Origin of the sequence: Leifsonia williamsii, assembly GCF_030433685.1 — a bacterium.
GTDB classification, from domain to species: Bacteria; Actinomycetota; Actinomycetes; order Actinomycetales; family Microbacteriaceae; genus Leifsonia; species Leifsonia williamsii.
Genome location: NZ_JAROCF010000001.1, coordinates 1059977 through 1083629 on the forward strand (window position 1 = coordinate 1059977; position 23653 = coordinate 1083629).

Annotated in this window: 18 protein-coding genes; 11 read left to right on the top strand and 7 right to left on the bottom strand. The window is 71.4% G+C overall.

Annotated elements, in window-relative coordinates; genetic code table 11:
- Positions 1–122: 122 nt before the first annotated feature.
- The gene (locus P5G50_RS05020; protein WP_301210220.1) at positions 123–1082 is read right to left on the bottom strand and encodes a LacI family DNA-binding transcriptional regulator; all 960 of its coding nucleotides are present in this window, start codon (positions 1080–1082) and stop codon (positions 123–125) included.
- Positions 1083–1184: 102 nt separating this feature from the next.
- Between P5G50_RS05020 and P5G50_RS05025 the strand changes: the two genes are divergently transcribed.
- From P5G50_RS05025 to P5G50_RS05035, 3 genes are all read left to right on the top strand, one after another.
- Complete coding sequence (locus tag P5G50_RS05025; protein WP_301210221.1) at positions 1185–3722, top strand: glycoside hydrolase family 2 TIM barrel-domain containing protein; 2538 nt, start codon at positions 1185–1187, stop codon at positions 3720–3722.
- Positions 3665–5155 carry an MFS transporter gene (locus P5G50_RS05030; RefSeq protein ID WP_301210222.1) on the top strand — a complete coding sequence of 497 codons (1491 nt, stop codon included), beginning with the start codon at positions 3665–3667 and terminating at the stop codon, positions 5153–5155. Before P5G50_RS05025 ends, P5G50_RS05030 begins: the two co-directional genes overlap by 58 nt.
- A gap of 114 nt (positions 5156–5269) precedes the next feature.
- A complete protein-coding gene (locus P5G50_RS05035) occupies positions 5270–6562 on the top strand; it encodes a DUF1254 domain-containing protein (protein WP_301210223.1) in 1293 nt (430 codons plus the stop codon).
- A 14-nt stretch (positions 6563–6576) separates the two neighbouring features.
- Here the strand turns inward: P5G50_RS05035 and P5G50_RS05040 are convergent, their stop codons facing one another.
- Positions 6577–7248, bottom strand: coding sequence for a Type 1 glutamine amidotransferase-like domain-containing protein (locus P5G50_RS05040; protein ID WP_301210224.1), 672 nt, complete (start codon positions 7246–7248; stop codon positions 6577–6579).
- Between the two features lie 100 nt (positions 7249–7348).
- Here P5G50_RS05040 and P5G50_RS05045 point away from each other — a divergent pair, with 100 nt between their 5' ends.
- Positions 7349–7570, top strand: coding sequence for a PLDc N-terminal domain-containing protein (locus P5G50_RS05045; RefSeq protein ID WP_301210225.1), 222 nt, complete (start codon positions 7349–7351; stop codon positions 7568–7570).
- 18 nt (positions 7571–7588) lie between these two features.
- On the opposite strand, the gene P5G50_RS05050 is transcribed toward P5G50_RS05045, so the two are convergent.
- On the bottom strand, positions 7589–7960 hold the full coding sequence (locus tag P5G50_RS05050) for a VOC family protein (protein WP_301210226.1): 372 nt from the start codon (positions 7958–7960) through the stop codon (positions 7589–7591).
- 151 nt (positions 7961–8111) lie between these two features.
- Positions 8112–8813, bottom strand: coding sequence for a helix-turn-helix transcriptional regulator (locus tag P5G50_RS05055; protein ID WP_301210228.1), 702 nt, complete (start codon positions 8811–8813; stop codon positions 8112–8114).
- Positions 8814–8939: 126 nt separating this feature from the next.
- Here P5G50_RS05055 and P5G50_RS05060 point away from each other — a divergent pair, with 126 nt between their 5' ends.
- Positions 8940–12326: a DUF5107 domain-containing protein gene (locus P5G50_RS05060; RefSeq protein ID WP_301210229.1), complete on the top strand. Its 3387-nt coding sequence runs from the start codon at positions 8940–8942 to the stop codon at positions 12324–12326.
- Positions 12327–12342: 16 nt separating this feature from the next.
- Here the strand turns inward: P5G50_RS05060 and P5G50_RS05065 are convergent, their stop codons facing one another.
- Complete coding sequence (locus tag P5G50_RS05065) at positions 12343–13251, bottom strand: AraC family transcriptional regulator (RefSeq protein ID WP_301210230.1); 909 nt, start codon at positions 13249–13251, stop codon at positions 12343–12345.
- Between the two features lie 113 nt (positions 13252–13364).
- On the opposite strand from P5G50_RS05065, the gene P5G50_RS05070 reads away from it, so the two are divergent.
- Genes P5G50_RS05070 through P5G50_RS05085 form a run of 4 tightly spaced genes read left to right on the top strand, consistent with a single transcriptional unit; the run spans position 13365 to position 18588 of the window.
- Entirely contained in the window at positions 13365–14654 is a 1290-nt protein-coding gene (locus P5G50_RS05070; protein ID WP_301210231.1) for an ABC transporter substrate-binding protein, read from the top strand.
- Positions 14651–15556 carry a carbohydrate ABC transporter permease gene (locus tag P5G50_RS05075; protein ID WP_301210232.1) on the top strand — a complete coding sequence of 302 codons (906 nt, stop codon included), beginning with the start codon at positions 14651–14653 and terminating at the stop codon, positions 15554–15556. The genes P5G50_RS05070 and P5G50_RS05075 overlap by 4 nt, the downstream gene beginning before the upstream one ends.
- A complete protein-coding gene (locus tag P5G50_RS05080) occupies positions 15553–16446 on the top strand; it encodes a carbohydrate ABC transporter permease (RefSeq protein ID WP_301210234.1) in 894 nt (297 codons plus the stop codon). The genes P5G50_RS05075 and P5G50_RS05080 overlap by 4 nt, the downstream gene beginning before the upstream one ends.
- A gap of 3 nt (positions 16447–16449) precedes the next feature.
- Positions 16450–18588, top strand: coding sequence for an alpha-galactosidase (locus P5G50_RS05085; protein WP_301210235.1), 2139 nt, complete (start codon positions 16450–16452; stop codon positions 18586–18588).
- A gap of 87 nt (positions 18589–18675) precedes the next feature.
- On the opposite strand, the gene P5G50_RS05090 is transcribed toward P5G50_RS05085, so the two are convergent.
- A complete protein-coding gene (locus tag P5G50_RS05090; protein ID WP_301210236.1) occupies positions 18676–20778 on the bottom strand; it encodes an NPCBM/NEW2 domain-containing protein in 2103 nt (700 codons plus the stop codon).
- A 223-nt stretch (positions 20779–21001) separates the two neighbouring features.
- Here P5G50_RS05090 and P5G50_RS05095 point away from each other — a divergent pair, with 223 nt between their 5' ends.
- Together P5G50_RS05095 and P5G50_RS05100 are read left to right on the top strand one after the other, a co-directional pair.
- Positions 21002–21643 (top strand): HD domain-containing protein, encoded by a 642-nt coding sequence (locus P5G50_RS05095; RefSeq protein WP_301210237.1) that lies wholly within the window; start codon positions 21002–21004, stop codon positions 21641–21643.
- Between the two features lie 42 nt (positions 21644–21685).
- Positions 21686–22603 carry an NADP-dependent oxidoreductase gene (locus P5G50_RS05100; RefSeq protein WP_301210238.1) on the top strand — a complete coding sequence of 306 codons (918 nt, stop codon included), beginning with the start codon at positions 21686–21688 and terminating at the stop codon, positions 22601–22603.
- Between the two features lies 1 nt (position 22604).
- Here P5G50_RS05100 and P5G50_RS05105 read toward each other — a convergent pair whose 3' ends face one another.
- On the bottom strand, positions 22605–23597 hold the full coding sequence (locus P5G50_RS05105; RefSeq protein WP_301210239.1) for a GlxA family transcriptional regulator: 993 nt from the start codon (positions 23595–23597) through the stop codon (positions 22605–22607).
- Positions 23598–23653 lie beyond the last annotated feature (56 nt).

Below are 23653 nucleotides of genomic sequence, written 5' to 3' on the forward strand. Positions count from 1 at the left end.
TCGGCGCACAACGTAGGCGGAATCGCGGGGTTGAGGCCCGGTTGACAAACGGGGCCGGGCGGTAGCGGACCTTGTCGGATCGGGCCTGGAGGAGGTGGTCGCCCGATGGCCGGAAGGGTCGCTCAGGCGGATTCGCGCCGGATCAGTCGCGCGTGGCTGAAGGGGTCTCCGATGTCGGGTTGCGCCCCTCCGCGTGCGACCGCCAGCGCCTGCTGCGCGAGCGCGCGGCCCAGGCCCGCGAGGTCGAGGTGGATCGTGGAGATCGCGGGCACGAACATGGCGGCGATGGGTGAGTCGTCATGCCCGAGCACCGCGAGGTCGTCCGGCACCCGGAGGCCGGAGCGCAGGGCGCCGCCGATCGTCCAGGCGGCCGTGTCGTCGTTGAAGGCCGCGACGGCGGTGACCCCGGCCCGGGACCACGTGCGCACCACCTCCTGCGCGTTCGTCGCCGAGACCTCGGCCGAGCGGAACGCCGCGCCTGCGGCCTCGGCTCCCCTCCTGATGCGGCTCATGCGCTCCTGGTCGAGGTCGCGCATCGCGGCGATCGGAGTGTGCGCGTAGGCGATCGAGGTGTGGCCGAGGTTCAGCAGATGGCCCACCTGCAGATCAGGGCCCACGCGATACATCGGAAGCATCTCCGGCCCGTGCTTGATCACGACGGCGCCGGAGCGCTCGATGGACTCGAGGACCTTCGGCGCCAAGGGGTCGATCGACATGACGACGTCGGGCCGCAGGCTCTCCCACAGGGGCGTCGCCCGCCGCGATCGCCGCGGGTCCATGGTGACCAGGGAGTACCCGGCCTCGTCGAGCTCGACGGTGGCCTCGTCGAGGAGCTGACGGGTGACGTACTCGATCGGCCACTCCGGCAGCACCATCAGCACGATGTTGCTCTGGCCGCTCGCGAGCGCTCGTGCCTGCGGATGCGGCATGTAGCCGAGTCGGGAGGCTTCGGCCAGCACACGTGCGCGGACCGCGTCGGAGATGGACTGCCCGGGCGTGGCGTTGAGGACGAAGCTCACCGTCGCGCGGGAGACGCCCGCCGCTTTCGCCACATCGGTGGCGGTGGTCCGTTGCCCGGGCACGTGGCCTCCCCGATCGCTTGCGCGATTACTTGCGCGCGTTAGTAGACCGATGCTAACATCCCGAACCAGCGCTAACGCGCGTTAGTAGCACAAAGGAGTCTCATGGTCATCGCCGCCCACCCCACCCCCTCGCCCGAGAGCCGGACGCTGTTCAACGACGGTTGGACCGTGCGGCCCAAGGTCAGCGTCTTCTTCGAGCTCGGGGGCGCGGCCCCCGAGCCACAGCCGGTCACCCTCCCGCACGACGCCGCGATCGGTGAGCCCCGAGACCCGGCCGGCAGCCACGACACGGGGTATTTCCCCGGAGGCGCGTTCCAGTACGAGAAGACCTTCGAGGTGCCGGCCGACTGGGCGGGCAAGCACGTCGGGCTCGAGTTCGAGGGCGTCTACCGCGATGCGATGGTCTACATCAACAATCGGTTCGCCGGGCACCGCGCCTCCGGCTACGCCGCCTTCCGCGTGGTCGCGGACGACTTCCTGGACTACGGCGCGACCAATACGATCCGGGTGGAGTGCCGGCTGCACCAGGATGCGCGCTGGTACTCCGGCGCGGGCATCTACCGGGATGTGTGGCTCACAGTCCAGGAGCCGGTGCACGTCGCCGCTGACGGGCTCGTGGTGAGCACCCCCGACGTCGATGACGAGCTGGCGATCGCGGCTGTGGCGACGACGGTGGAGAACGCGGGGACCCGCCCGCGGACGGTCCGCGTCGACGCCCGCATCGAGGACGCGGACGGCGCCGTGGTGGCACGGGCGACGACTCCCGTCACCGTGCTCCCCGGAGAGCCCGCCGTCGTCCGTCAACGTCTCGCCGTCGACCGGCCCCAGCGTTGGAGCGTCGACACCCCCAACCTGTATCGGGCTGTGGTCACCGTCGCCGACGACGACCGGATCGATGTCCGCAGCACGCTCTTCGGCATCCGGACCCTCCAGCTCGACACGCGGTACGGCCTGCGGATCAACGGCGAGCCGGTCAAGCTGCGCGGCGCGTGCATCCACCACGACAACGGACCGATCGGTGCTGCGGCTATCCCGCGTGCGGAGGAGCGTCGCGTCGAACTGCTCAAGGCCGCAGGATTCAACGCGATCCGCAGCGCTCACAACCCGATCAGCCCGGCCATGCTCGACGCGTGCGACCGCCTCGGGATGCTCGTGATGGACGAGTTCTCGGACGTCTGGGCCGAAGCCAAGACCTCCTTCGACTACTCGATCGACTTCGCCGAGTGGTGGCAGCGCGATGTGGAGGCGATGGTCCGCAAGGACATCAACCACCCGAGCGTGATCCTCTACTCGATCGGCAACGAGATCCCCGAGACCGGCGACCCGATCTCCTCCGTCTGGAGCCGCCGCCTCGCCGAGCACGTGCGCGCGATCGACTCGAGCCGGTACGTCACGAACGGTGTGAACCCGATGGTGTCCGTCATCCGCCATTTCGCAGCGATGACCTCGCAGCAGGGCAGCGAGGGCGGCGTGAACGCGCTGATGAGTGAGATGAACGACATCATGGGCCAGATCAGCGCCTCGGAGCTGGTGGCGGAAGCGACCGAGGAGTCCCTCGCCGTCCTGGACGTCACCGGCCTGAACTACGGCGACCGACGCTACCTGCTTGACCACGAGCTCTTCCCGAACCGCATCACCGTCGGCACCGAGACCTCGCCGGTGCGCATCGCCGAGAACTGGGCCGTCATCTCCGAGCACGCCAACCTGCTCGGAGACTTCACCTGGACCGGCTGGGACTACCTGGGCGAGGCCGGCCTCGGCCGGGCCCTCTACGCAGACGAGGGCACACCGCTGCTCATGGGCGAGTATCCGTGGCTGCTTGCCCGCTGCGGCGACATCGACATCACCGGCCGCCGGCGTCCGCCGTCGTACTACCGCGAGATCGTCTTCGGCTTGCGCCACGAGCCGTACATCGCCGTCCGCCGGCCCGACACCCACGGTCGATCACAGATGCCAGGGGTGTGGGCGTGGAGCGAGTCGCTCGCGAGCTGGGACTGGGATGTCGCCGAGGGGACCCCGATCACGGTGGAGGTCTACAGCGACGCCGACGAGATCGAATTGATCCTCGACGGCGAGAGCATCGGGCGCGCGGCGGTCGGCTCCCGCAACGGGTTCCGCTGCGAGATCGACACGGTTTTCCGCCGCGGCGAGCTGGTCGCGATCGCCTACACGGACGGACGGGAGACCGCACGAACCGGCCTGCGCTCCCCGAGCGACGAGGTGCGACTGGAGGTCGTGGCGGACCGCGGCACCATCGACGCGTCGCCGTCCGATCTCGCATACGTCGACATCGACCTCGTCGACGCCGATGGTGTGCCGGTCACCGCGAGCGACAGGCGCGTCGTCGTCCTCGTCGCGGGCCCCGCCGTGCTCCAGGGCCTCGCCAGCGCGCGGCCCGCCACCGAGGAGAGCTTCACCGGGTCCTCGCACACCACGTACGAGGGCCACGCTGTGGCCGTCGTCCGCCCGACCGGAGCGGGACGCATCGTCGTCACCGTCCGCACCGACGACGGGCTCGAAGCCGGCACCGAGATCCACGCCGGCACCCCCTCCCACACAGCACCCGACAAAGGAGTCACCTCATGGCGAAAGACGCCACACGCACCTCGGGCGAGCAGCTCCGCGCTGCCGTCGCGATGACCAATCAAGAATCAGTCACCTCCCATCTCGCTGCGACGCGTGTCGGTGAGGACGTGCAGGACCCGAGCGGCGTCCGCCTGAAGCTGCGGGAGCGGATCTCGTACGGCATCGGCGACGTCGGCGGCAACCTGATCTTCGGCCTGATCACGAGCTTCCTGCTGTTCTACCTCACCGACACCGTGGGGGTGGGCGCGGCGATCGCGGGAACCCTCCTGCTCCTCGGCCGCGTGCTCGATGGGACGATGGACCTGATCCTCGGGACGCTGATCGACAAGACCTCGACCCGCTGGGGCAAGGCCCGTCCGTGGATCCTGTTCAGCGCACCGTTCGTGGTCGTGATGTTCGTCCTGCTGTTCAACGTCCCGGCCGGGCTGAGCCAGGGCGGCAAGGAGGTGTACGCCTTCGTCTTCTACTTCCTCTGCCTCGGCGTCGGCTACGTCGCGTCCAACCTCGCGTACCACACGCTGCTCTCGGTCATCACGTCGAACAGCACAATGCGTGTCTCGCTCACCGTGATCAGGACCATCTGCGCGCTCGTCACGGGCCTCGCCGTCAACGTGCTCACCATCCCGATCATCGGTGCGTTCGGCGGCGGCCAGAAGGCGTGGACGCTCACCGCGATCATCTACGGCGCGATCTCGCTCGTGACCCTCCTGATCGTGTTCTTCGGAACCCGCGAGCGTGTCCGTCCGGCGAAGGAGACCGACCGCAGCGCCAAGCGCCCGCTGGGCCAGCTGCTGAAGATCCTGTTCAGGAACCCCTACTTCTACCTCGGGTTCGCGTTCTTCTTCCTCGTCTATCTGAGCAGCGGCAGCGCGGGCGCCGGCGTCTACTTCGCCAAGGACGTGCTCAAGGACCCGGCGATCTTCAGCCTCCTGAGCCTGGTCACCCTCGGCCCGCTGATCATCGGCATCTGGTTCATGCCGGCGATCATCGGCCGGTTCGGCAAGCGGATCCCCATGCTGGTCGGCATCGGCATCACTCTCGTCGGTGTCGCGATCACCTTCATCGACCCGACCAGCGTGACCGTCGTCCTCGTCGGCTCGCTCGTCCGCGCCGTGGGGGCGATCCCGGCCGCGGCCTCCATGTTCGCGTTGATCGCCGACATCGTCGACTACGGCGAGTGGAAGTCGGGCGTACGCGTCGACGGAATGACCTTCGCCGCCGCCACCGCCGGCCAGAACTTCGGGGCCGGCGTCGGAGTGGGCCTGGTCGGGTGGCTGCTCGCCGCAGGCCGGTACGACGCGAGCGCTGCCACCCAGCCGGCGTCGGCCACCTCGATGGAGGTGTTCCTCTACCTCGGGCTGCCCGCCGTCGTCGCGATCCTGCAGGGCGTCATCGTCTACTGCATCAAGATCGACAAGAACATGTCGCAGATGCAGCGCGACCTGGCCGCGCGACGTGTCGCGGCGAACGAGGTCACCGGCGCCTGATGCCTTTCGAGGGGGCGCCGCCGAGGCGGAGCCCCCTCGAAATCGCGTATAGCCACCCCCCGCGCGTCCCCGCTACCGTGCGGGCACGACATCACACCGGGGGGAACGCAGCCGATGAACGACTTCCTGAGCGACACCCGCGCGCTGGCGGCAGAGGCGTACCTGTACCTCTACCCGCTCGTCACGATGGAGGTGACCCGGCAGCAGAGCGTGCTGGGCGCCTCCGGGAACCCGATGCAGGGGCCGCCGAACGCGTTCCGGCACCTGCGGCGGTTCCCGGACGCCTCCTTCCGCACGGTCGTCCGCCCGAACTTCGACACCCTGTATTCGAGCGCGTGGCTCGACCTGCGGTCGGGGCCCGTCGTCATCGACGTGCCCGACACGCATGGGCGGTACTACATGCTGCCGATGCTCGACATGTGGACGGAGGTCTTCGCCAACCCGGGGGCCCGCACGACGGGTACCGGGCCGCAGCGCTACCTGCTCACCGCGGAGGCCGGTACCCCGGACGTGGAGGGTGCCGTCACGATCCATGCGCCGACGCCCCTGGTGTGGGTCATCGGGAGGATCGAGGCCGGACCGGATGACGCCGCGGAGGTCAACGCGCTGCAGGACGGACTCGGCATCACGCCGGTCGGTTCCGGCGCTCCGCCCGTCGAGTCGGCCACCGTGGACCTGGAGGAGGAGCCGCTCCGCTATGTCGACGGGCTGGATGCTCCGGCGTTCTTCCGCCTCGCCGCCCAGGCGCTGAGCGTGAGCCCGCCGCATCCCACGGACTTCAACGTGCTGGCGCGGATGGCGCACGTGGGCCTCGTTCCCGGCCGCCCGTTCGACGAGACAGCCGCCGACGGCGCGACCATCGCTGAGGGTGTCGCCGATGCGCGCGCCCGCCTCGCTGCCGCCCCGGCGCAGCTCACCAGGCGCGCCAACGGCTGGGGACTGCTGCTCACCGACATCGGCGTCTACGGCAACGCGTACCTGTCACGCGCCATGGTCACCCAGGTCGGGCTCGGCGCGAACCCCGTCGAGGACGCCATCTATCCGCTGCTCCTCGCCGACGCCGACGGCCGGCCGCTCGACGGCGGCACGGACTACGTGCTGCACTTCGACGCGGAGGGGCTGCCGCCGGTCGACGGCTTCTGGTCGGTGACGATGTACGACCGGGAGGGGTTCCAGATCCCGAACGAGCTGGGCCGCTTCGCACTCGGCGACCGCGACCCGCTGATCTACAACCCGGACGGGTCGCTCGACCTCTACCTCTCGCGCGACCGGCCGGACGACGCGCGCCTGCCGAACTGGCTGCCCGCGGGGGACGGACCGCTCGGGGTCACCCTGCGGCTGTACGCGCCACGCCCGGAAGCGCTCGACGGCCGATGGGCGCCGCCGGCGGTGCGGCGGGAGGGCTGACCGGACGGCAACCCTCACCCGCCGAACGCCTCCCACCGCCCCTCGCTCACCACCTCCACGTCTCCATCGGCCACCGCGATCGCCGTCTGGTCGTCGATCGCGTAGGACCGGCCGGGGATGCGCTCGGCCCAGCGGCGCGCGGCCGCGAGGGTGTTGCTCGGCCAGCCGGGGTGGTCGAGGTGGGGGAAGAGCGAGAAGTCGACGAGGCCGAGGGTGTCGTCGGGGCCGTCGGGCTGCCAGTCGAGGAACTCGGGGCCGACCCGGGGTGTCAGGACCATGCTGCCGGCGCTCACCCCCACCCAGACCGTGTCGTGCAGCTCCGGAAGGAGCGCGGTCAGACCCGCGCGCTGCATCCACGTGTACAGGTATCTCGCCTCGCCGCCGTCGACGAGTAGCGCGTCGGCCTCGCGGACCCAGCGCGTCCAGCGCTCCTCGGCGATGGTGGGAAGCGCGGTCAGCTCCAGCACCCCGACCGACCGCCAGCCGAGGCCCACCAGGTCGCTGTCGCCCTCCCAGCGTCCGGCGGTCGACCTCCACACGCTCTGCGGGTCGCACGCGGGCTGCCCCCACTGCGCGGTCGGGACGAACAGCGCGTCGCTCTCGGCGATCGGCTTGCCGAGCAGCGCGACCAGTGCGGCGCGGATGCTGTCATTGGTGACGCCGCCCGAGGTGAGCAGGAGCTTCATGCGCGGGACCCCCATCGGTGCGCCGGGATGGGGCTCACCCTAGACCCGGTTCGTCCAGGGACGCGCTAACGTTGTCCTGCCCGACGCGAAGGGGGAACGGATGCTCGCCGGACTGACCGGATGGCACACCATCATCATGGTGGTGCTGCTCCTGCCCTGGCTGATCGCGGTCGTCCAGATCGCGCGGTCGAAGGCGCCCGCGACGCCGGTCGTCCTCTGGCTGGTGGTCGTCACCGTGCTGCCGTTGATCGGCGCCCTGCTGTGGTTCGCGGTCGGGCGGGCGTCGCTGCGGCGGGAGGCCCAGCGGCTGCAGGGGCAGTGACGGGCTCGGTGACGCCCCTCACCCCTCCGGCCGGCTGAACAGGTTGACGAGGTTACCGTCCGGGTCGCGGAACAGGGCCGAGCGGTTGCCCCACGGCATCGTGGAGGGGCGGAGCACCACGGCGGCCAGGTCCGGCTCCAGGCGGGCGAACTCGGCGTCCACGTCCTCCACCTCGAACTCGACGATGATCGAGCGGTTCGACGCGGGGGAGGCGGCGCCGCCGAGCATGGAGACGGTCGCCGGGCTCGCGATGGCGAGGGTCGCCCCCGCACCCGTGAACTGGGCGAAGACCGGGGCCGGTCTCGCGGCGGTCAGGCCGGTGACCCGCTCATAGAAGGCGGCGAGCCGGTCGACGTCGTCGGTGATGATGCGGATGGATGCGAACGGCACGTGAGCCTCCTGGTGTCGGAATCGATGCGCCCAGTCTGCGCCGGGGGCGCGACAGCGTGCTGTCGGGGTTTCGGCAAGCGATCGAATTGACGCGACATGCCGTCTCGGCCGACGGCGAGGCGGCATGTCGTGACAAATGGATGGGGCGTGCTCAGCGCAGGTCGTCGACGACCGAGCGGAGGGTGCCGAAGGGGATGTCCAGGTCCTCCCGGCGCAGCGCGCGCGGCTCAGGGCGCTCGTCGGTCAGCTCGGCCGAGAGCATGCGGTCGCCGCGGAAGGCACGGACGCCGTCGCGGAGGCGGCACCAGGCGATCAGGTACCAGGTGCCGTCCCGGCCGATGGAGCCGAGCGGCTCGACCTCGCGCTCGCTCACCTCGCCGCTGCCGTCGCGGTACACCAGTCGAACGACGCTGTCGGCGCGCAGCGCATCTGCGAACGCCGGCGGCACCGGGTCCTCCTCCTCCGGTTCGAGGAGATGGATACGCCCGGCGAGCGCGGTCGCACGCCGGGCCTCCTCGTCGGGCAGCACGGCCAGCAGCTTGCGCATCGCCGTCCCGGCCGAATGGCGGAACGGGCCGCGGCGGAGGCTGCCGAGACCGACCAGCACCGCGAGCGCCTCGTCGGCGGTGAAGCCCGTCGGGCCGAGCGTGGCCGACCTGTCGATGGCGTACCCGCCGCCGCGACCGGTCTCCGCCCAGATCGGCACGCCCGACTCCTGGAGCGCGGAGAGGTCCCGCTCGATGGTCCGGACCGACACCTCGAAGCGCTCGGCCAGCCAGCGCGCGCTGCGACGCCGCGGCGCGACCGCACGCAGCTCCTCGACCAGCGCGTAGAGACGGTCGGTGCGGTTCACGACTCCATTGTGGCGCCGGCCGCCGACGAGCCCGGCCGCCGACGATCGACGCGATCGGAGAATCGTCCAGGTGGAGCGTGGGAACGCATATTCTCCTGCGGTCGGCGCCGAAATAGGGTCCTGCTTATGTCCGAAGCACACCCCCGTTTCCCGCTCCCGCCGATCCCGGAGGATCAGCGCGACGCCGCCGTCGCGGCGTGGAGCGAGCCCGTCGATGTCCGCACCTACGAGCCGGGTGAGCCCGGCCGCCTTCCGGCGTTCCTGGAGTCGCGGGTCTACCAGGGGTCGTCCGGCCGGGTCTACCCGCTGCCGTTCATCGAGTCGGTCAGCCATGAGGCCACCCTGCGCACCTGGCAGGCCGTGCACCTGGAGAACGAGTACGTGCGCGTCGTCGTGCTGCCGGAGCTCGGCGGGCGCGTGCACATCGCCGTCGACAAGACCACGGGACAGGACTTCTTCTACCGCAACGACGTCATCAAGCCCGCGCTGGTCGGGCTCGCCGGGCCGTGGATCTCGGGCGGCATCGAGTTCAACTGGCCGCAGCACCATCGCCCGGCCACCTTCCTCCCGATGGACTGGACGATCGAGCGGGAGGCCGACGGCGCGATCACCGTCTGGTGCTCCGACCATGATCCGTTCGCCCGCATGAAGGGCATGCACGGCATCCGCCTGCGCCCGGGGTCGGCGGTGCTGGAGGCGCGGGTGCGGCTGTTCAACCGCACCGCCGTGACCCAGACCTTCCTGTGGTGGGCGAACGTCGCCGTCCGCGTGCACGACCAGTACCAGTCCTTCTTCCCCGCCGATGTGCACGTGGTCGCCGACCACGCCAAGCGCGCAGCGACGGCGTTCCCCGCCGCCGACCGCCCGTACTACGGCATCGACTACCCGGCGCGGGCCGACCGGAACGACCCGGCCTTCGTCGCGGACGACGCCGACCGTCTCGACTGGTACCGCAACATCCCGGTTCCGACCTCGTACATGTGCGTGGCGAGCGAGGACGACTTCTTCGGCGGGTACGACCACGCGACCGGGCTCGGGTTCGCGCACGTCGCCGACCACCGCATCGCGCCGGGCAAGAAGCAGTGGACCTGGGGCGACGCCCCGTTCGGCCGGGCCTGGGACGCGAACCTCGGCGACGACGGCAGCGCCTACGTGGAGCTCATGGCCGGCGTCTACACCGACAACCAGCCCGACTTCTCATACCTGGCGCCGGGCGAGACCAAGACGTTCAGCCAGTACTGGTTCCCGTTCCACGGGATCGGCCCGCTGACGCAGGCATCCACCGAGGTCGCGCTCAGCCTCACCACCGAGGCGGAGGGCTCGGGACGCACGGCGTACATCGGCGCCGCAGTCACGTCCGTGCGCGACCGGCTCGACCTGGCGCTGCTCGACGATCGCGGGACGGTGCTCTGGCAGGAACAGGTGGCCGTGGCGCCGGGACGGCCCACCCGCGCGGAGGTGTTGGTGCCGGCGGCGGGCGACCTCGAGCTCGTGGCGTCGGTGGGCGGCGTCGAGCTGCTGCGCGCCTCCACCCGGTTCCGGGACGCGGCCCCGGACGGTTTCGAGACCGCCACCGAGCCACCGGCCCCCGCGGAGATCGCGTCGATCGACGAGCTGTACCTCACCGGAGTCCACCTGGCGCAGTACCGGCACGCCACCCGGTCGCCGGAGCCGTACTGGGAGGAGGCGCTGCGGCGCGACCCTGGCGACTCCCGCTGCAACGTGGCCCTTGCCTCCGCCAGGCTCTCGGCCGGACGGTTCGCGGAGGCCGAGGAGCACCTGCGCACCGCCCTCCGCCGGCAGACGCGACGCAACCCGAACCCGGCGGATGGCGAGGCGTCGTACCTGCTCGGGCTGGTGCTGACCGCTCGCGGTCGTGACAGCGAGGCGGACGACGCGTTCGCGAAAGCGGCGTGGAACCACGCCTGGCGGGCGGCTTCCGGTCTCGCCCGAGCCCGGGTCGCGGCCCGCGCCGGGCGGTGGAAGGATGCGCTGCGGCTGGCGGAGGAGGCGGCGCGCCTCGACGCCGACAACCTCCAGCTCACCGCGGTGCGGGTCGTGGCGCAGCGCGAGCTCGGTCACGACGAAGAGGCGGACGCGCTGCTCGCGGCGGCACGGGCACTCGACCCGCTGGACGCCTGGCTGCACGATCTCGCGGGCCTCCCCCCGGCGACCGACGCACAGACCCTGCGCGACGTCGCCGGCGAGTACCGCTCGCTCGGCCGCGCCGACGACGCCCTGCGCGTCCTTGATGCGGCCGCCGCGATCGCCGCGGAGCGCCCGGTGCCGGGAGCGGGCGACCCGCTCGCGCTGATCCACTACGCCCGCGCGGAGCTGTTGGCACAGGCGGAGCGTCACGAGGAGGCCGGCGCGGCCCTGCGCGAGGCCCGCACCGTCTCCGCCGACCGCTGCTTCGCCGGTGGCCTGGCCGACGCGGCCCTGCTGGAGCGCCGGATCGCCGCCACCGGGGATCCCCGCGCCCACGCCCTGCTCGGGCACTGGCTCTACTTCCAGCGCCGCTACCGCGAGGCCATCCGGCACCTCGAGGCGGCGGTCGCCGGCCACCCGGACGACGCCGTCGCGCTGCGCGGGCTCGGCCTCGCCGCCTACAACATCGAGGAGGACCCGGAGAAGGCCGTCGCTCTCTACCGGAGTGCCGTGGCGGCTGCGCCGGGCGACGCCAAGCTGCGCTACGAAGCCGACCAGCTCGCGCGCCGGATCGGCGTGCCCCCGCGGGAGCGGCTGGCGGCGCTGAGCGACGCCGACGCGCTGATCGCCGACCGCGACGATCTCGCGCTGGTGCACGCCGAGCTCCTCGTGCTCGTGGGACGTCATCGCGAGGCGATCGACCTGATGGCAGGGCGCCGGTTCAGCCCGTGGGAGGGCGGAGAGGGTGAGGCGATCCGTGTCTGGACGCTGGCCCAGCGGGCTGCGGCGCGCGAGGCGCTCTCGCTCGGCGACGCTCCTGCGGCCGTGGCGGCGCTCGAGGCGGCGGTGGACGTGCCGTCGACGCTCGGGGAGGCGCCGCATCCCCTCGCCAACCGCTCCGACCTCCTGCTCGCCCTCGGCGACGCGCGACGTGCCGCGGGCGACGACACCGGGGCGGAGTCCGCGTGGCGCGCCGCCGCGAGCAGCGCGGGCGACTTCACGACCATGTCGGTCGTGCCGCACTCGCCGATGACCTACTCCTCGATCCTCGCGGCCCAGCGGCTCGGCGACACCGAGCACGCCCGTCGCCTCACGGCCGAGCTGGCGGCGTACGTCGAGCAGAAGCGCACCGAACGCGCGAGCATCGACTACTTCGCGACCTCGCTGCCGACGATGCTGATCTTCCGGGAGGACATCCAGCAGACGCACGCGGACCTGGTCGCGGTGATGGACGCCCAGCTCGCGCTGCTCCGCGGCGACCGGCCGGCGGCGCAGTCCCTCCTCCTGGCCCTGCAGGAGCGCGATCCGGCCGACGCGCTGGTCCGCGATCTGCTCGCGGTGACCGAGCCCGCGGCCGTCGCCTGATCGGCCCGTGCCCGGATCAGCCCTTGTGCTGCTCCCGGTACTCGCGCGCCGTCATGCCGTGCACCTTCTTGAACTGGCGGGCGAAGTAGAACGAGTCCGGATAGCCCACCTCCGCCGCGATCGCCGCGATCGTGGCGGAGGTGGTGTCGAGCAGCTCGCGTGCGCGCCCCATCCGGAGCATGGTCTGGTACTGCAGCACGGGGTAGCCGACGTGCCGTTTGAACAGCGCCGAGAAGTGCGAGGTGCTGAGGGAGGCCATGGCCGCGAGCTCGGGGACGGTCACGCGGTCGGCGATGTGCGCGCGCAGGTACTCGGTGGCGTGCTCGATGACGTCGCCGGCGTCGTCCGAGCGCGAGCGCTCCGAGGCGAGGAGGGTCAGCGCGTGCCAGGCGGCTCCGGCGGCGGCGTTGAGGCTCGTCGTGGTGCTGTCGCGTTCCATCCACGAGAGCACCTCCGACATCAGCGAGACGACGGGGTAGAGGTCGCGCGGGCCGCGGACGGGGTTCTCCGCGGTCATCCCCGACGATGCGAGGAACGCCTCCACCTCGGGGCTCGCCGCGTGGAACCACCACAGCGTCCACGGGTCGTCCGCGTCGGCGCCGTAGGAGTGCGGCTGCCGGGGCGGGAGCACCACGACCTGGCCTCGGTGTACGGGGAATCGTCCAGCTTCGGTCTCGCACCAGCCGGCGCCGTCGACGCACGCGAGCACAATGGCCTGCCCGATCGGCGTCGTCCGGCGGCGCCCGTGGGAGTCGGCCCGCGGGAAGTATCCGCAGTCCGTCACGACCAACCGTGCCGTGCCGGGCTGGTTGAGGAACTCGCGCACGCGCGGGCGCGGGAGCACCAGCATGCGCTGGCCGGGGAATCCGTCGGGGATGAGCACGTCACGATGATGCGCCATGGTCGTCGAAATGTCCAGGTTCACCGCAGCATTCTGCTACGGGGACGGACCGGGCCGACATACCGTGGATCAGGTTCGGCCCTAAGATCGTGCCTCGGCCGAGCGTCCACCCGAACACCACATGAATGGAGTCGAAGATGACCCGTACGTCCACCCGATGGCTGGCGGCGCTGGGCACCACGGTCGCCGCGACGGCGCTGCTCGCGGGTTGCGTCGCAACCTCGGGTGAGGCGCAGCAGACCAAGACCGGCCCGGACGCCTCCGGTCCGCTGATCCTGCAGTCGCGCTTCACCGATGCCGAGAAGGGAGGGCTGGACAACCTGGTCAAGGCCTTCAACGCGAAGGGCGAGGGCGAGGTCAAGGTGAACACCATCCCGACCACGACCTTCAACCAGCAGCTGCCCTCGTACCTCACCGCCAAGAACCCGCCGGACGTCTACACCTGGTACGCCGGTCAGGCCACGCGCGACTTCGCCGACCAGAACCAGCTCCTCGACCTGTCGAGCGTCTGGAAGAGCGACGGCGGCGACTTCCCCGACGCGCTCACGAGCCTCAGCCAGGACTCGTCCGGCAAGGAGGTGTTCGTGCCCACCGGCTACTACTGGTGGGGCGTCTACTACTTCAAGAGCGACTTCGAGAAGCTCGGCATCACGCCGCCGAAGACGTGGGACGAGTTCCTCGCGGCCTCCGAGAAGATCAAGGGCCAGGGCGTGACCCCGTTCACCGCCGGCCTCAGCGACAACGCCTGGCTGGCCTCCGCGTGGTTCGACTACCTCGACCTGCGGATCAACGGCGCCGACTTCCACCTCAACCTGCTCTCCGGCAAGGAGAAGTACGACAGCCCCGAGGTGAAGAAGGTCTTCGCGGCCTTCAAGCAGGTGCTCCCCTACTTCGATCCCGCCGTGCTGGGCACCACGCAGAACCAGGCGATGAGCGACTTCTCGCAGGGCAAGGTCGCCATGTACCTGCTCGGCGCGTGGGCGCAGCCGTCGGTCCCGGCCGACAAGCAGAGCGACCTCGCCTTCTTCCAGTTCCCGATCGTCGACCCGAAGGTCCCGGTCGCCGAGGAGGGGCCGACGGACGGCTTCATCGCGAGCGCGAAGACCGACAAGCCGAGCCTGACCAAGAAGTTCCTCGAGTACGTCGCCAGCCCCGAGGCCCAGACCGAGCTCGCCAAGGGCCAGCAGGGCACCTACCTCCCGGCGAACACCAAGGCGACGCTGCAGCTCGACGCGCTCTCGAAGCAGGGCAAGGAGATGCTGGAGTCGGCGAAGCAGATCACGCAGTTCTACAACCGTGACGCGGGCGACGCCCAGCAGGCCCCGGCCGACACGGCGTTGACCAGCTTCTTCGCCCACCCGGAGCAGATCGACCAGATCCTCAAGGACTGGGACGCGGCGGCCGAGAAGATCCGGGCGACTTCGTGACCACTCTCACCTCTGTGCGCGGTCGGCGGCGGATCTCCATTCCGCCGCCGATCGTGTTCGCGCTCGTCCTCGTCCCGTTCCTCATCGAGGCGGTCGGCGTGTTCTGGCCGGCGTTCCAGGGGATCGGCCTCTCGTTCCTGCACTGGAACGGGGTGGGGCCGGCCACCTCGGTGGGGGTGCAGAACTACACCGACCTGTTCTCCGACCCGATCTTCCTGACGGCGCTCAAGAACACCGCGATCTGGATCGTCCTGTTCGGCGGCATCTCGTTCGTCGCGGGGCTCGGCGTCGCGCTGCTGTTCCAGTCGGAGCGCCGCGGGGTCGGCATCTACCGCACCGCCCTGTTCCTCCCCATCGTGTTCTCGCTGGTGGTCACCGCTCTCATCTGGGGCGCGTTCTTCCAGCCGAACGGCGTGCTCAACAACGTGCTCGACGCCGTCGGCCTGCACAGCTGGACCCGGGTCTGGCTGGGCGACTCCAGCACCGCCCTGTACGCGGTGATCGTCGCCGCCCTCTGGCGCGAGATCGGCTACGTGATGGTGCTGTTCATCGCGGGCCTCAAGGCGCTCGACCCGGCGGTTCAGGAGGCGGCGCGCGTCGACGGCGCGTCCGCCTGGCAGCGCTTCCGGCACGTCACCATGCCGCAGCTGCGGAGCGTGAACCTGGTGGTGCTGTCCGTGCTCATCATCGACTCCCTCCGCTCGTTCGACATCGTCTGGGCGATGACGCGAGGCGGGCCCTACCACTCGACCGAGCTGCTCAGCACGTACATGTTCTCGACCGCGTTCGGCTCGCGCGCCCTCGGATACGCGTCGGCCATCGCCGTGGTCATCTTCGTCCTCGCGATCGCGGTCATCGTGTCCTACCTCGTGCGGGCGCTCTCCGAGGAGAAGGAATCGTGACGACCACCGCATCCCGCGCCCGCACCACGCCGCTGCCCGCCCGCGCCGCCGTCCGACGGAGGAGCGGCCGCAAGACCGCCGCGACCGTCGGCTTCCACACGAGCGGCATCCTGATCTCGCTGGCCTGGTTCGCGCCCATCCTCGTGGTGCTCATCACCTCGTTCCGCACCTTCGACGACATCTCGGCCAACGGCATCGCCGGCCTGCCGCACACCTTCACGCTCTCCACCTACGTGCAGGCGTGGAACCAGGGCGGCCTGTTCCAGGCGCTCGTCAACAGCATGATCGTGACCATCCCGACCGTGGTGCTGACCCTGCTGCTGTCGGCGGCCGCCGCCTTCGGGCTCAGCCGCTTCCGGATCCCGTTCCGGCGCACCATCCTGCTGCTCATGCTCGCGGGCAACCTGCTGCCGGTGCAGATGCTGCTCATCCCGGTCGCCCGGCTCACGCAGCAGCTGAACGTGTACGACACGCTCGGCGCGCTGATCGCCGTGCAGGTCGCCTTCGGCATCGGCTTCTACACGTTCGTGCTGTACGGCTTCATGCGCACCATCCCGAACGAGCTGCAGGAGGCTGCCACCCTCGACGGGGCGAGCACCGTCCGCATCTTCCTCCAGGTGATCCTGCCGCTGACGCGCCCGGCGCTCGCGGCCCTCGGCGCCCTGTCGTTCACCTGGATCTTCAACGACCTGCTGTGGTCGATCACCCTGCTGCAGACCTCGGAGAAGCTGCCGATCACAGCGGCCGTGCTGTCGCTCCAGGGGCAGTACGTCTCCAGCTGGTCCGTGATCGCGGCGGCCACCGTCGTCGCGGCCATCCCCTCGACCATCGTCTTCCTGCTGTTCCAGCGGAGCTTCATCGGGGGCCTCGCCCTCGGATCGGTGAAATAGAGCATGCCCATCGACTCGGACCACGTCCACCTGCGAGCGGGAGGCACCAGCGTCGTCGTCCTGCTCGACCGCTCGCGCCTCCCGCGCATCCTGCACTGGGGCGAGGACCTCGGCGAGCTGAGCGCGGAGGCGCTGCAGCAGATCGCGGCGACCACCCAGCCCGCGGTCGGCGACAGCGCCGTCACCTATCCGCAGCCCGTGCCGGTGCTCGGCCAGCTGCACGAGGGCTGGCTGGGGCGGCCGGGGCTCGTCGGCGACTCCGGCGGACGCCGCTGGGCGCCCGAGTTCCTGACGACCGGCGCACAGGTCTCGACCTCGGACGAGGGTGTGGCCCTGACCGTGGACGCGCACGACGACGCCTACGGTCTCTCGCTCACGCTCGAGCTGGAGGTGCTGCAGGCGAGTGGCCTTGTCCGTCAGCGGGCACGGCTGCGCAACGACCGGCCCGACGCCTTCCGGCTCGACGCCCTCGAACTGGCCCTCCCGGTTCCGGCCGACGCCGACGAGCTGCTCGACCTCACCGGCCGCTGGTCGCTGGAGCGCGTCCCGCAGCGGCGGGCGTTCGACGTCGGGGAGTGGGTGCGCGCCTCCCGCGGCGGCAAGCCCGGTCTCGAGCACACGATGCTGCTCGTCGCCGGGCAGCCGGGCTTCGGCTTCCGGAGCGGTCGGGTGTGGGCGACGCACCTCGCCTGGAGCGGCAATCAGACCCTCGCTGCCGAGCGCACGCCGGCGAACATCCGCCGGCTCTCCGCCCTGGAGGGGCTCGCGGCCGCCGAGGTCGAGCTCGGCCAGGGCGAGGAGCACGTCACGCCGTGGCAGTTCGGCTCGTGGGGTGACGGGCTCGACGCGCTCGCCGCGCGGTTCCACCGGCACCTGCGGGCGTCGCCGGCGCATCCCGTCGGCCCGCGGCCGGTGCTCGTGAACACCTGGGAGGCCGTGTACTTCGAGCAGGACCTCGACACGCTCGTCCGGTTCGCCGAGGAGTCGGCGGCCATCGGCGCCGAGCGGTTCGTCGTGGACGACGGCTGGTTCGTGGCCCGGCGCGACGACACCAGCTCCCTCGGCGACTGGGTGGTCGACCCCGAACGGTGGCCGGGCGGGTTGAAGCCGCTCGCGGACCGCGTGCACGAGCTCGGCATGGACTTCGGTCTCTGGTTCGAGCCGGAGATGGTCAACCTCGACTCCCGGCTGGCCGAGCAGCACCCCGAGTGGGTCTTCGACGCGGGCCACGGGCCGGGTCTGCCCTCGCGGCACCAGCACGTGCTCGATCTCGGCCATCCCGAGGCCTACGACCACGTCCTCGAACGGATGAGCGGGCTCATCGACGAGCTCGGCATCGCGTACGTGAAGTGGGACCACAACCGTTACCTGCTGGATGCCGGGCACACCCCCTCCGGGCGTCCCGGCCTGCGTGCTCAGACGCTCGCGGCCTACCGCCTGATGGACGAGCTCCACCGCCGGCACCCGGGCCTCGAGATCGAGTCGTGCGCGAGCGGCGGCGGCCGGATCGACCTCGGTGTGCTGGAGCGCACGCAGCGGGTCTGGCCGAGCGACTGCAACGACCCGCACGAGCGCCTGGAGATCCAGCGCTGGACGGCGCTGCTCGTCCCGCCGGAGCTGCAGGGCACCCACATCGGCGCCGAGGAGTCGCACACCACGCACCGCTCGCACCCGCTGTCGTACCGCGGAGAGAAGGCGATCTGGGGGCACCTCGGCATCGAGATCGACCTCCTCATGGCCGACGACGCGACCAAGCGGGAGCTCGCCTCGTGGATCGCGTTCCACAAGGAGCACCGGGAGCTGCTGCACAGCGGCGCGCGCGTCAACGCCGACCTGACCGAGGCCGCCGCGCGCCTGGAGGGCGTCGTCGCGGCCGACGGCGGGGAGGCGCTCTTCGCCTTCTCCGTGACGGAGCGGCCGCGCACCTGGCCGGTGGGCCGGCTGGGGCTGCCGGGGCTCGATGACGAGCGGCAGTACGCCGTGCGTGCCGTCTTCCCGGCCGGTGGCGCGCTCTCGGGCGCCCAGCCGCCGTGGCTGGCTGATGGCGCCCTCCTCCCTGGTCGCGTGCTGCGGCTCGTGGGGCTGGAGATGCCGTCGCTGGACCCGGACCGCTCGCTGCTGCTGCACGTGCGGGCGATCTGACGCTCCGCTCAGGCGCCCGTCGTCCGTCGCAAACGCAGAACCGGGGCGTGAGGTCGATCCTCACGCCCCGGTTCTTCTTCCGGTCCGTCAGCTGCAGCTGATGAGGGGCGCCGCCCAGTCGGCGCGGTCGTTGTAACCGCCGTCGCCCGCGTCTCCGACATGGAGCACCAGCTCGCGCGCACCGGTCAGGTCGACGTCGAAGGCGACCGCCGTGCCGCGCGAGACCGTACCGCTCTCCCAGACGGTCGTCCCGTCGGCGACGAGCGAGAAGGTCGCGGTGCCGCCCTCCGGACCGACGTTGTCCACGACGTCGTCGATGCCGACCGCACCCGTCAGGCGCGTGCACACGCCGCCCACGTAGTAGCGGATGTCGGACGGGCTGGCCACGCCGAGCCCGGTGCCGTAGGTCGCACCGGCGACCCGGATCGGGTTGCCTCCGCCGACGCTCTGGTCGACCGCGGGAGTCATCCATCCGCTCGTCGCCGAGATCCAGGGCTGGTGCGACAGCGGCTGGTCCGCGCCCGACGGCGGCGCGGGTGCCACGGTCACCCGCGCGGCGGGGGAGGTCACCGTGACCTCACCGCCGGAGCCCGTGAACCGCACGGAGGCGCCGATGTCGTTCGATCCCGTGCTCGCGCCCGCGGGGACGGTCACCGAGAAGGCGACATCGGCCGTGCGGCCCGGGAGCAGCACCGGCACACCGCCGCCGGTGGCCGTCGCCGTCCAGCCGTCGGGCGCGGTGAGCGTCGCACGCGGCGCCTTCACCGGAGTGAGGCCGTCGTTGCGAAGCGTGACCGTCGCGTCGATGGTCGAGCCTCCCGCGGCGAGCAGGTCGCCGGTCGGGGTGATCGCCGTGCCGTTCACCGCGGTGAACGTCGGGGCGCCGGCCAGCACCCGCGGCGTCTGCGGCTTGCCGGTGCTCTTCGACACGATGAGCACCGAGACACCGTGCGCCGGGACCTCCGAGCGGATGGCGTCCTTGCTCTCGGTGACGGCGTCCGTCCACACGTCCTGGACCGCGACGCGGGTGGCCTTGAGGCCGATGGCGGAGGCGGTGGTCGCGACCTCGGACGCGGCGCCGCCGCGGTTGACCAGAGCGACGGCGGTGGAGCCGTCGGCGAGCGGCTTCGTCCACGTCTCCGTGGTGCCGGCCGGGCCGACGCGCACGGCCTGCTTGCCCAGCGGGTCGCGGTCGATCGCGAGCAGGCCCCGGTTCGTCAGGGTCGCGATGGTGGCGTCGCTGAAGGTGCGGGGGTCGCTGCCCACGACGAGCGGGGCGGCCGACATGGCCCAGAGCGCCATCTGCGAGCGGAACTCCTCGTCCGTCATGCCCAGCTGCGGGCCCAGGTAGTCGGGGTCGTTCCAGTGCCCGGGGCCGGCGGCCTCGGGGTGACGGGCGTTGGCGTCGAAGTTGCGCAGCACGTCCGTGTACTTGATGGAGTTGACGAATCCGACGTCGGTGTAGGTGCGCCACGACTGCGCGATGGCGGGCGCGTAGCTCCACGTATTCGTCGACTGCTGCGACTCGGGGTAGTCACCCCAATCGGGCGAGGTCACCGGGTTGCAGAGGTTGAAGATGATCGGCCGGTTGCTGCTGTTGTGGCGCAGCGCGTCGGCGAACTCGGTGTAGACCGTCTTCGGATCGAGGTCCGCTGCGATGCCGCAGAGGAAGTCCACCTTGACGGCGTCGTATCCCCACTGCGCGAACGTGTCGGCGTCGGTCTGGTAATGGCCGTAGCTCCCCAGGCCGCACGAGCCGGGGATGTACGGACCGGCGTCGGTGTAGATGCCGGCCTTGAGGCCCTTCGCGTGGATCGCCGCGGCGAGGGCGGCCATGCCGTCCGGGAAGCGCGCCGGGTCGCCCTGCAGCAGGCCGTCGGTGCCGCGCGGGGTGGACGCCTGCCAGCCGCCGTCGAGCCACACGATGTCGTACCCGGCCTTGGCCAGGCCGCTCGACACGAGGTGGTCGGCGACGTCGAGGACCTGCGTCTGCGTGTAGTCGCCGCCCAGGCCGAAGTAGGTGTTCCACCCCGCGTACGGGGTCGCTGCCAGCGTGGAGGTGGAGGAGGGTGCGGTGGCGGGGGCGGCCTCCGCGGCCCCGGGCGCGGCGGCTGCGGGCACCGCCGCCGCGACCGTGCCGAGACCGAGCAGCGCCGCAACGCCGAGGCCCAGAACACGTCTGGTGATCATGTGAGCTCCTTGACTTCGTCGTCATCGCGGCGGTCGCCTGCGACCCTTCCATCCCAGCGCGGCGGCGGGCGCGCGAAGAAGACGCGAACCACGGAATACCTGGACAAGTCACTGACGGGCCGCGTCCGGAATCATGCGTTTCGTGGCCGATCGTGAGGAGCCGGGGCGGGGGAGCGGCGGCGAAGCTGGAGAAAAGCCGCCCGATCCGACCCGAGGAGCACACGTGTCCACCGATGTCATCGCTGGGGTGTCGATCCCCGACAGCCGACTGGTCGCCGATGCGACCGAGCTGGTCCGTTCCACCACGCCGGAGCTCATCTTCCATCACTCCCGCCGGGTATTCCTGTTCGGGTCGCTGCAGGCCGCGCGCGCCGGCCTCCACCCCGACCCGGAGCTGCTGTACGTCGCCACGCTGTTCCACGACCTGGGCCTCGTGCCGCCCTACCGCGGCGACGCCCAGCGCTTCGAGCTCGACGGCGCCGACCGCGCCAGGGCGTTCCTGACCGAGCACCGCTTCAGCGACGCGGACGCCGAGCTGGTGTGGACCGCGATCGCGCTCCACACCACGCCGGAGGTGCCGTGGCGGATGGCCCCGGTCGTCGCCGCCACCACAGCCGGCGTGGAGACCGATGTGCTCGGCATGCGCCTGGACCTGCTCACGCACGCGGAGATCGAGGAGGTCGTCCACGCGCACCCGCGGCCCGACTTCAAGAACCGCATCCTCGCCGCCTTCACCGCCGGTTTCGCCGAGCGGCCCGACTCCACCTTCGGCACGGTCAACGCGGACGTGCTGGAGCACTTCGTCCCGGGATTCCGGCGGACCGACTTCGTCGACGTCATCCAGAGCTCGGCCTGGCCCGAGTAACCGGGGCGCACCCACCAGAACGAGAGACACGAAAGGACACCCATGAAGGCGATCACCGTGAGCGACAGGGCGGCAGGCGCCGCCGGGCTGCGACTGGACGAGCTGCCCGAGCCGCACGCCGCCGAGAACGACGTCGTCGTCCAGGTGCGCGCCGCCGGCTTCACCCCCGGAGAGCTCGCCTGGCCGGCGACCTGGACCGACCGCTCCGGCCGTGACCGCACCCCCACCGTCCCCGGACACGAGCTCGCCGGTGTCGTCACCGCGCTCGGTTACGGCACCACCGGCCTGACCGTCGGGCAGCGCGTCTTCGGCTTCGCCGACTGGGCGCGCAACGGCACGCTGGCCGAGTACGTCGCCGTGGAGACGCGCAACCTGGCGCCGCTCCCGGCCGACATCGACTTCGTGACCGCGGCGAGCCTCCCGATCTCCGGGCTCACCGCCTGGCAGGGCCTGTTCGAGCACGGGCGCCTGCAGGCCGGACAGACCGTCCTGGTCGACGGCGTCGCCGGCGGCGTGGGGACGATCGTGGCCCAGCTCGCACGCGAGGCGGGTGCGGTGGTGGTCGGAGCCGGTCGCGGGTCCCACCGCGAGCGCGCCCTCGAGGCCGGCGCGCACCTCTTCGTCGACACGGAGGGTGACTGGTCGGCGGTGGAGGGCGGCGTCGATCTCGTGTTCGACGTGATCGGCGGCGACGTGGGCGCCCGTTCGGCCGATCGGCTGCGCGCGGGCGGCCGGCTCGTGACCATCGTCGAGCCTCCGCAGCTGGCGCGGACGGATGTCGACGCGGTCTTCTTCGTGGTCGAGCCGGACCGCGCGCAGCTGGTCGAGATCGCGCGCCGCGTGCGCTCCGGCGCGTTGCGGCCGTTCGTGGGCGATGTCGTCCCGCTGGAGGAGGCCGCCGCCGCGTTCGGCGCCCGGGCCGCCGGTCGCGGGAAGACCATCGTCCGCGTCGGCGACTGAGTCAGGACGCGGCGGCCGACCGGTCGCCGGTGCGGAACCGCCGCTGATAGGCGGCCGGTGAGACGCCCAGCTCGCGGGCGAAGACGCGGCGGAGGCTCTCGTAGCTCGGGAAGCCCGCGCGCTGGGCGGCCTCCGTCGCGTTGTACCCCTGGTCCAGCAGCGAGCGCGCGATGTCGAACCGGATCGACTCGACGTACCGGGTCGGCGTCGTCGCCAGCTCGTCACGGAACAGGCGGCTGAGGTGCCGCGTGCTCACGTTGAGCTGCGCGGCGAGGTCGGCCTGCGTGTGCTGCGCGGTCGGGTCGGCGACGACCAGGTCGACGATCCGCCGCAGCGCAGGGGTGCGCGGGGCGGTGCCCTGCAGCGGCGCCGAGAACTGCGACTGGCCTCCCGCGCGCTGGAGGTACACGACGAGCGCTCGTGCCACCGCGCGCGACAGGTCGGGTCCCTCATCCTCTTCCACCAGCGCCAAGGCGAGGTCGATGCCGGCGCTCACCCCTGCCGAGGTATAGGTCGCGCCGTCGCGCACGTAGATCGCGTCGAGGTCCACCGCCGTCTGCGGGTAGCGGGAGGCGAGCGCCCTGGCGACCTTCCAGTGCGTGGTGGCGCGCTTGCCGTCGAGGAGGCCGGCCTCGGCGAGGATGAACGCCCCGGTGCAGATGGAGGCCGTGCGCCGCGCATCCCGCGCGAGGGCGAGCGCGGCGTCGGAGAGCGTGCGCGGCACCGCCGAGCCGGGGTAGAGGTCGGCCCCCGCGACGATGACCGTGTCGGCGTCCGCGGCGAGCTCGGGGCCGCCGTCGACCGCCAGGCGGATGCCGACCGACGTCGTGACGTCGGCGCCGTCCGGCGAGACGACCGTGATCCGGTAGTCGGCTCCCAGCCGGTTGGCCTCGCCGAACACGTCGGCCGGCCCCGCGACATCGAGCAGCTTGGCTCCGTCGTACACGAGGATCACGACGGACCGTCCGGCGCCGTCCGGTTTCGGGTGACTCATGGCCGCTCCCGGGCGGCGGCGGCACGCCCCCCGGCGGGATCGTGGGAGGTGCGGAC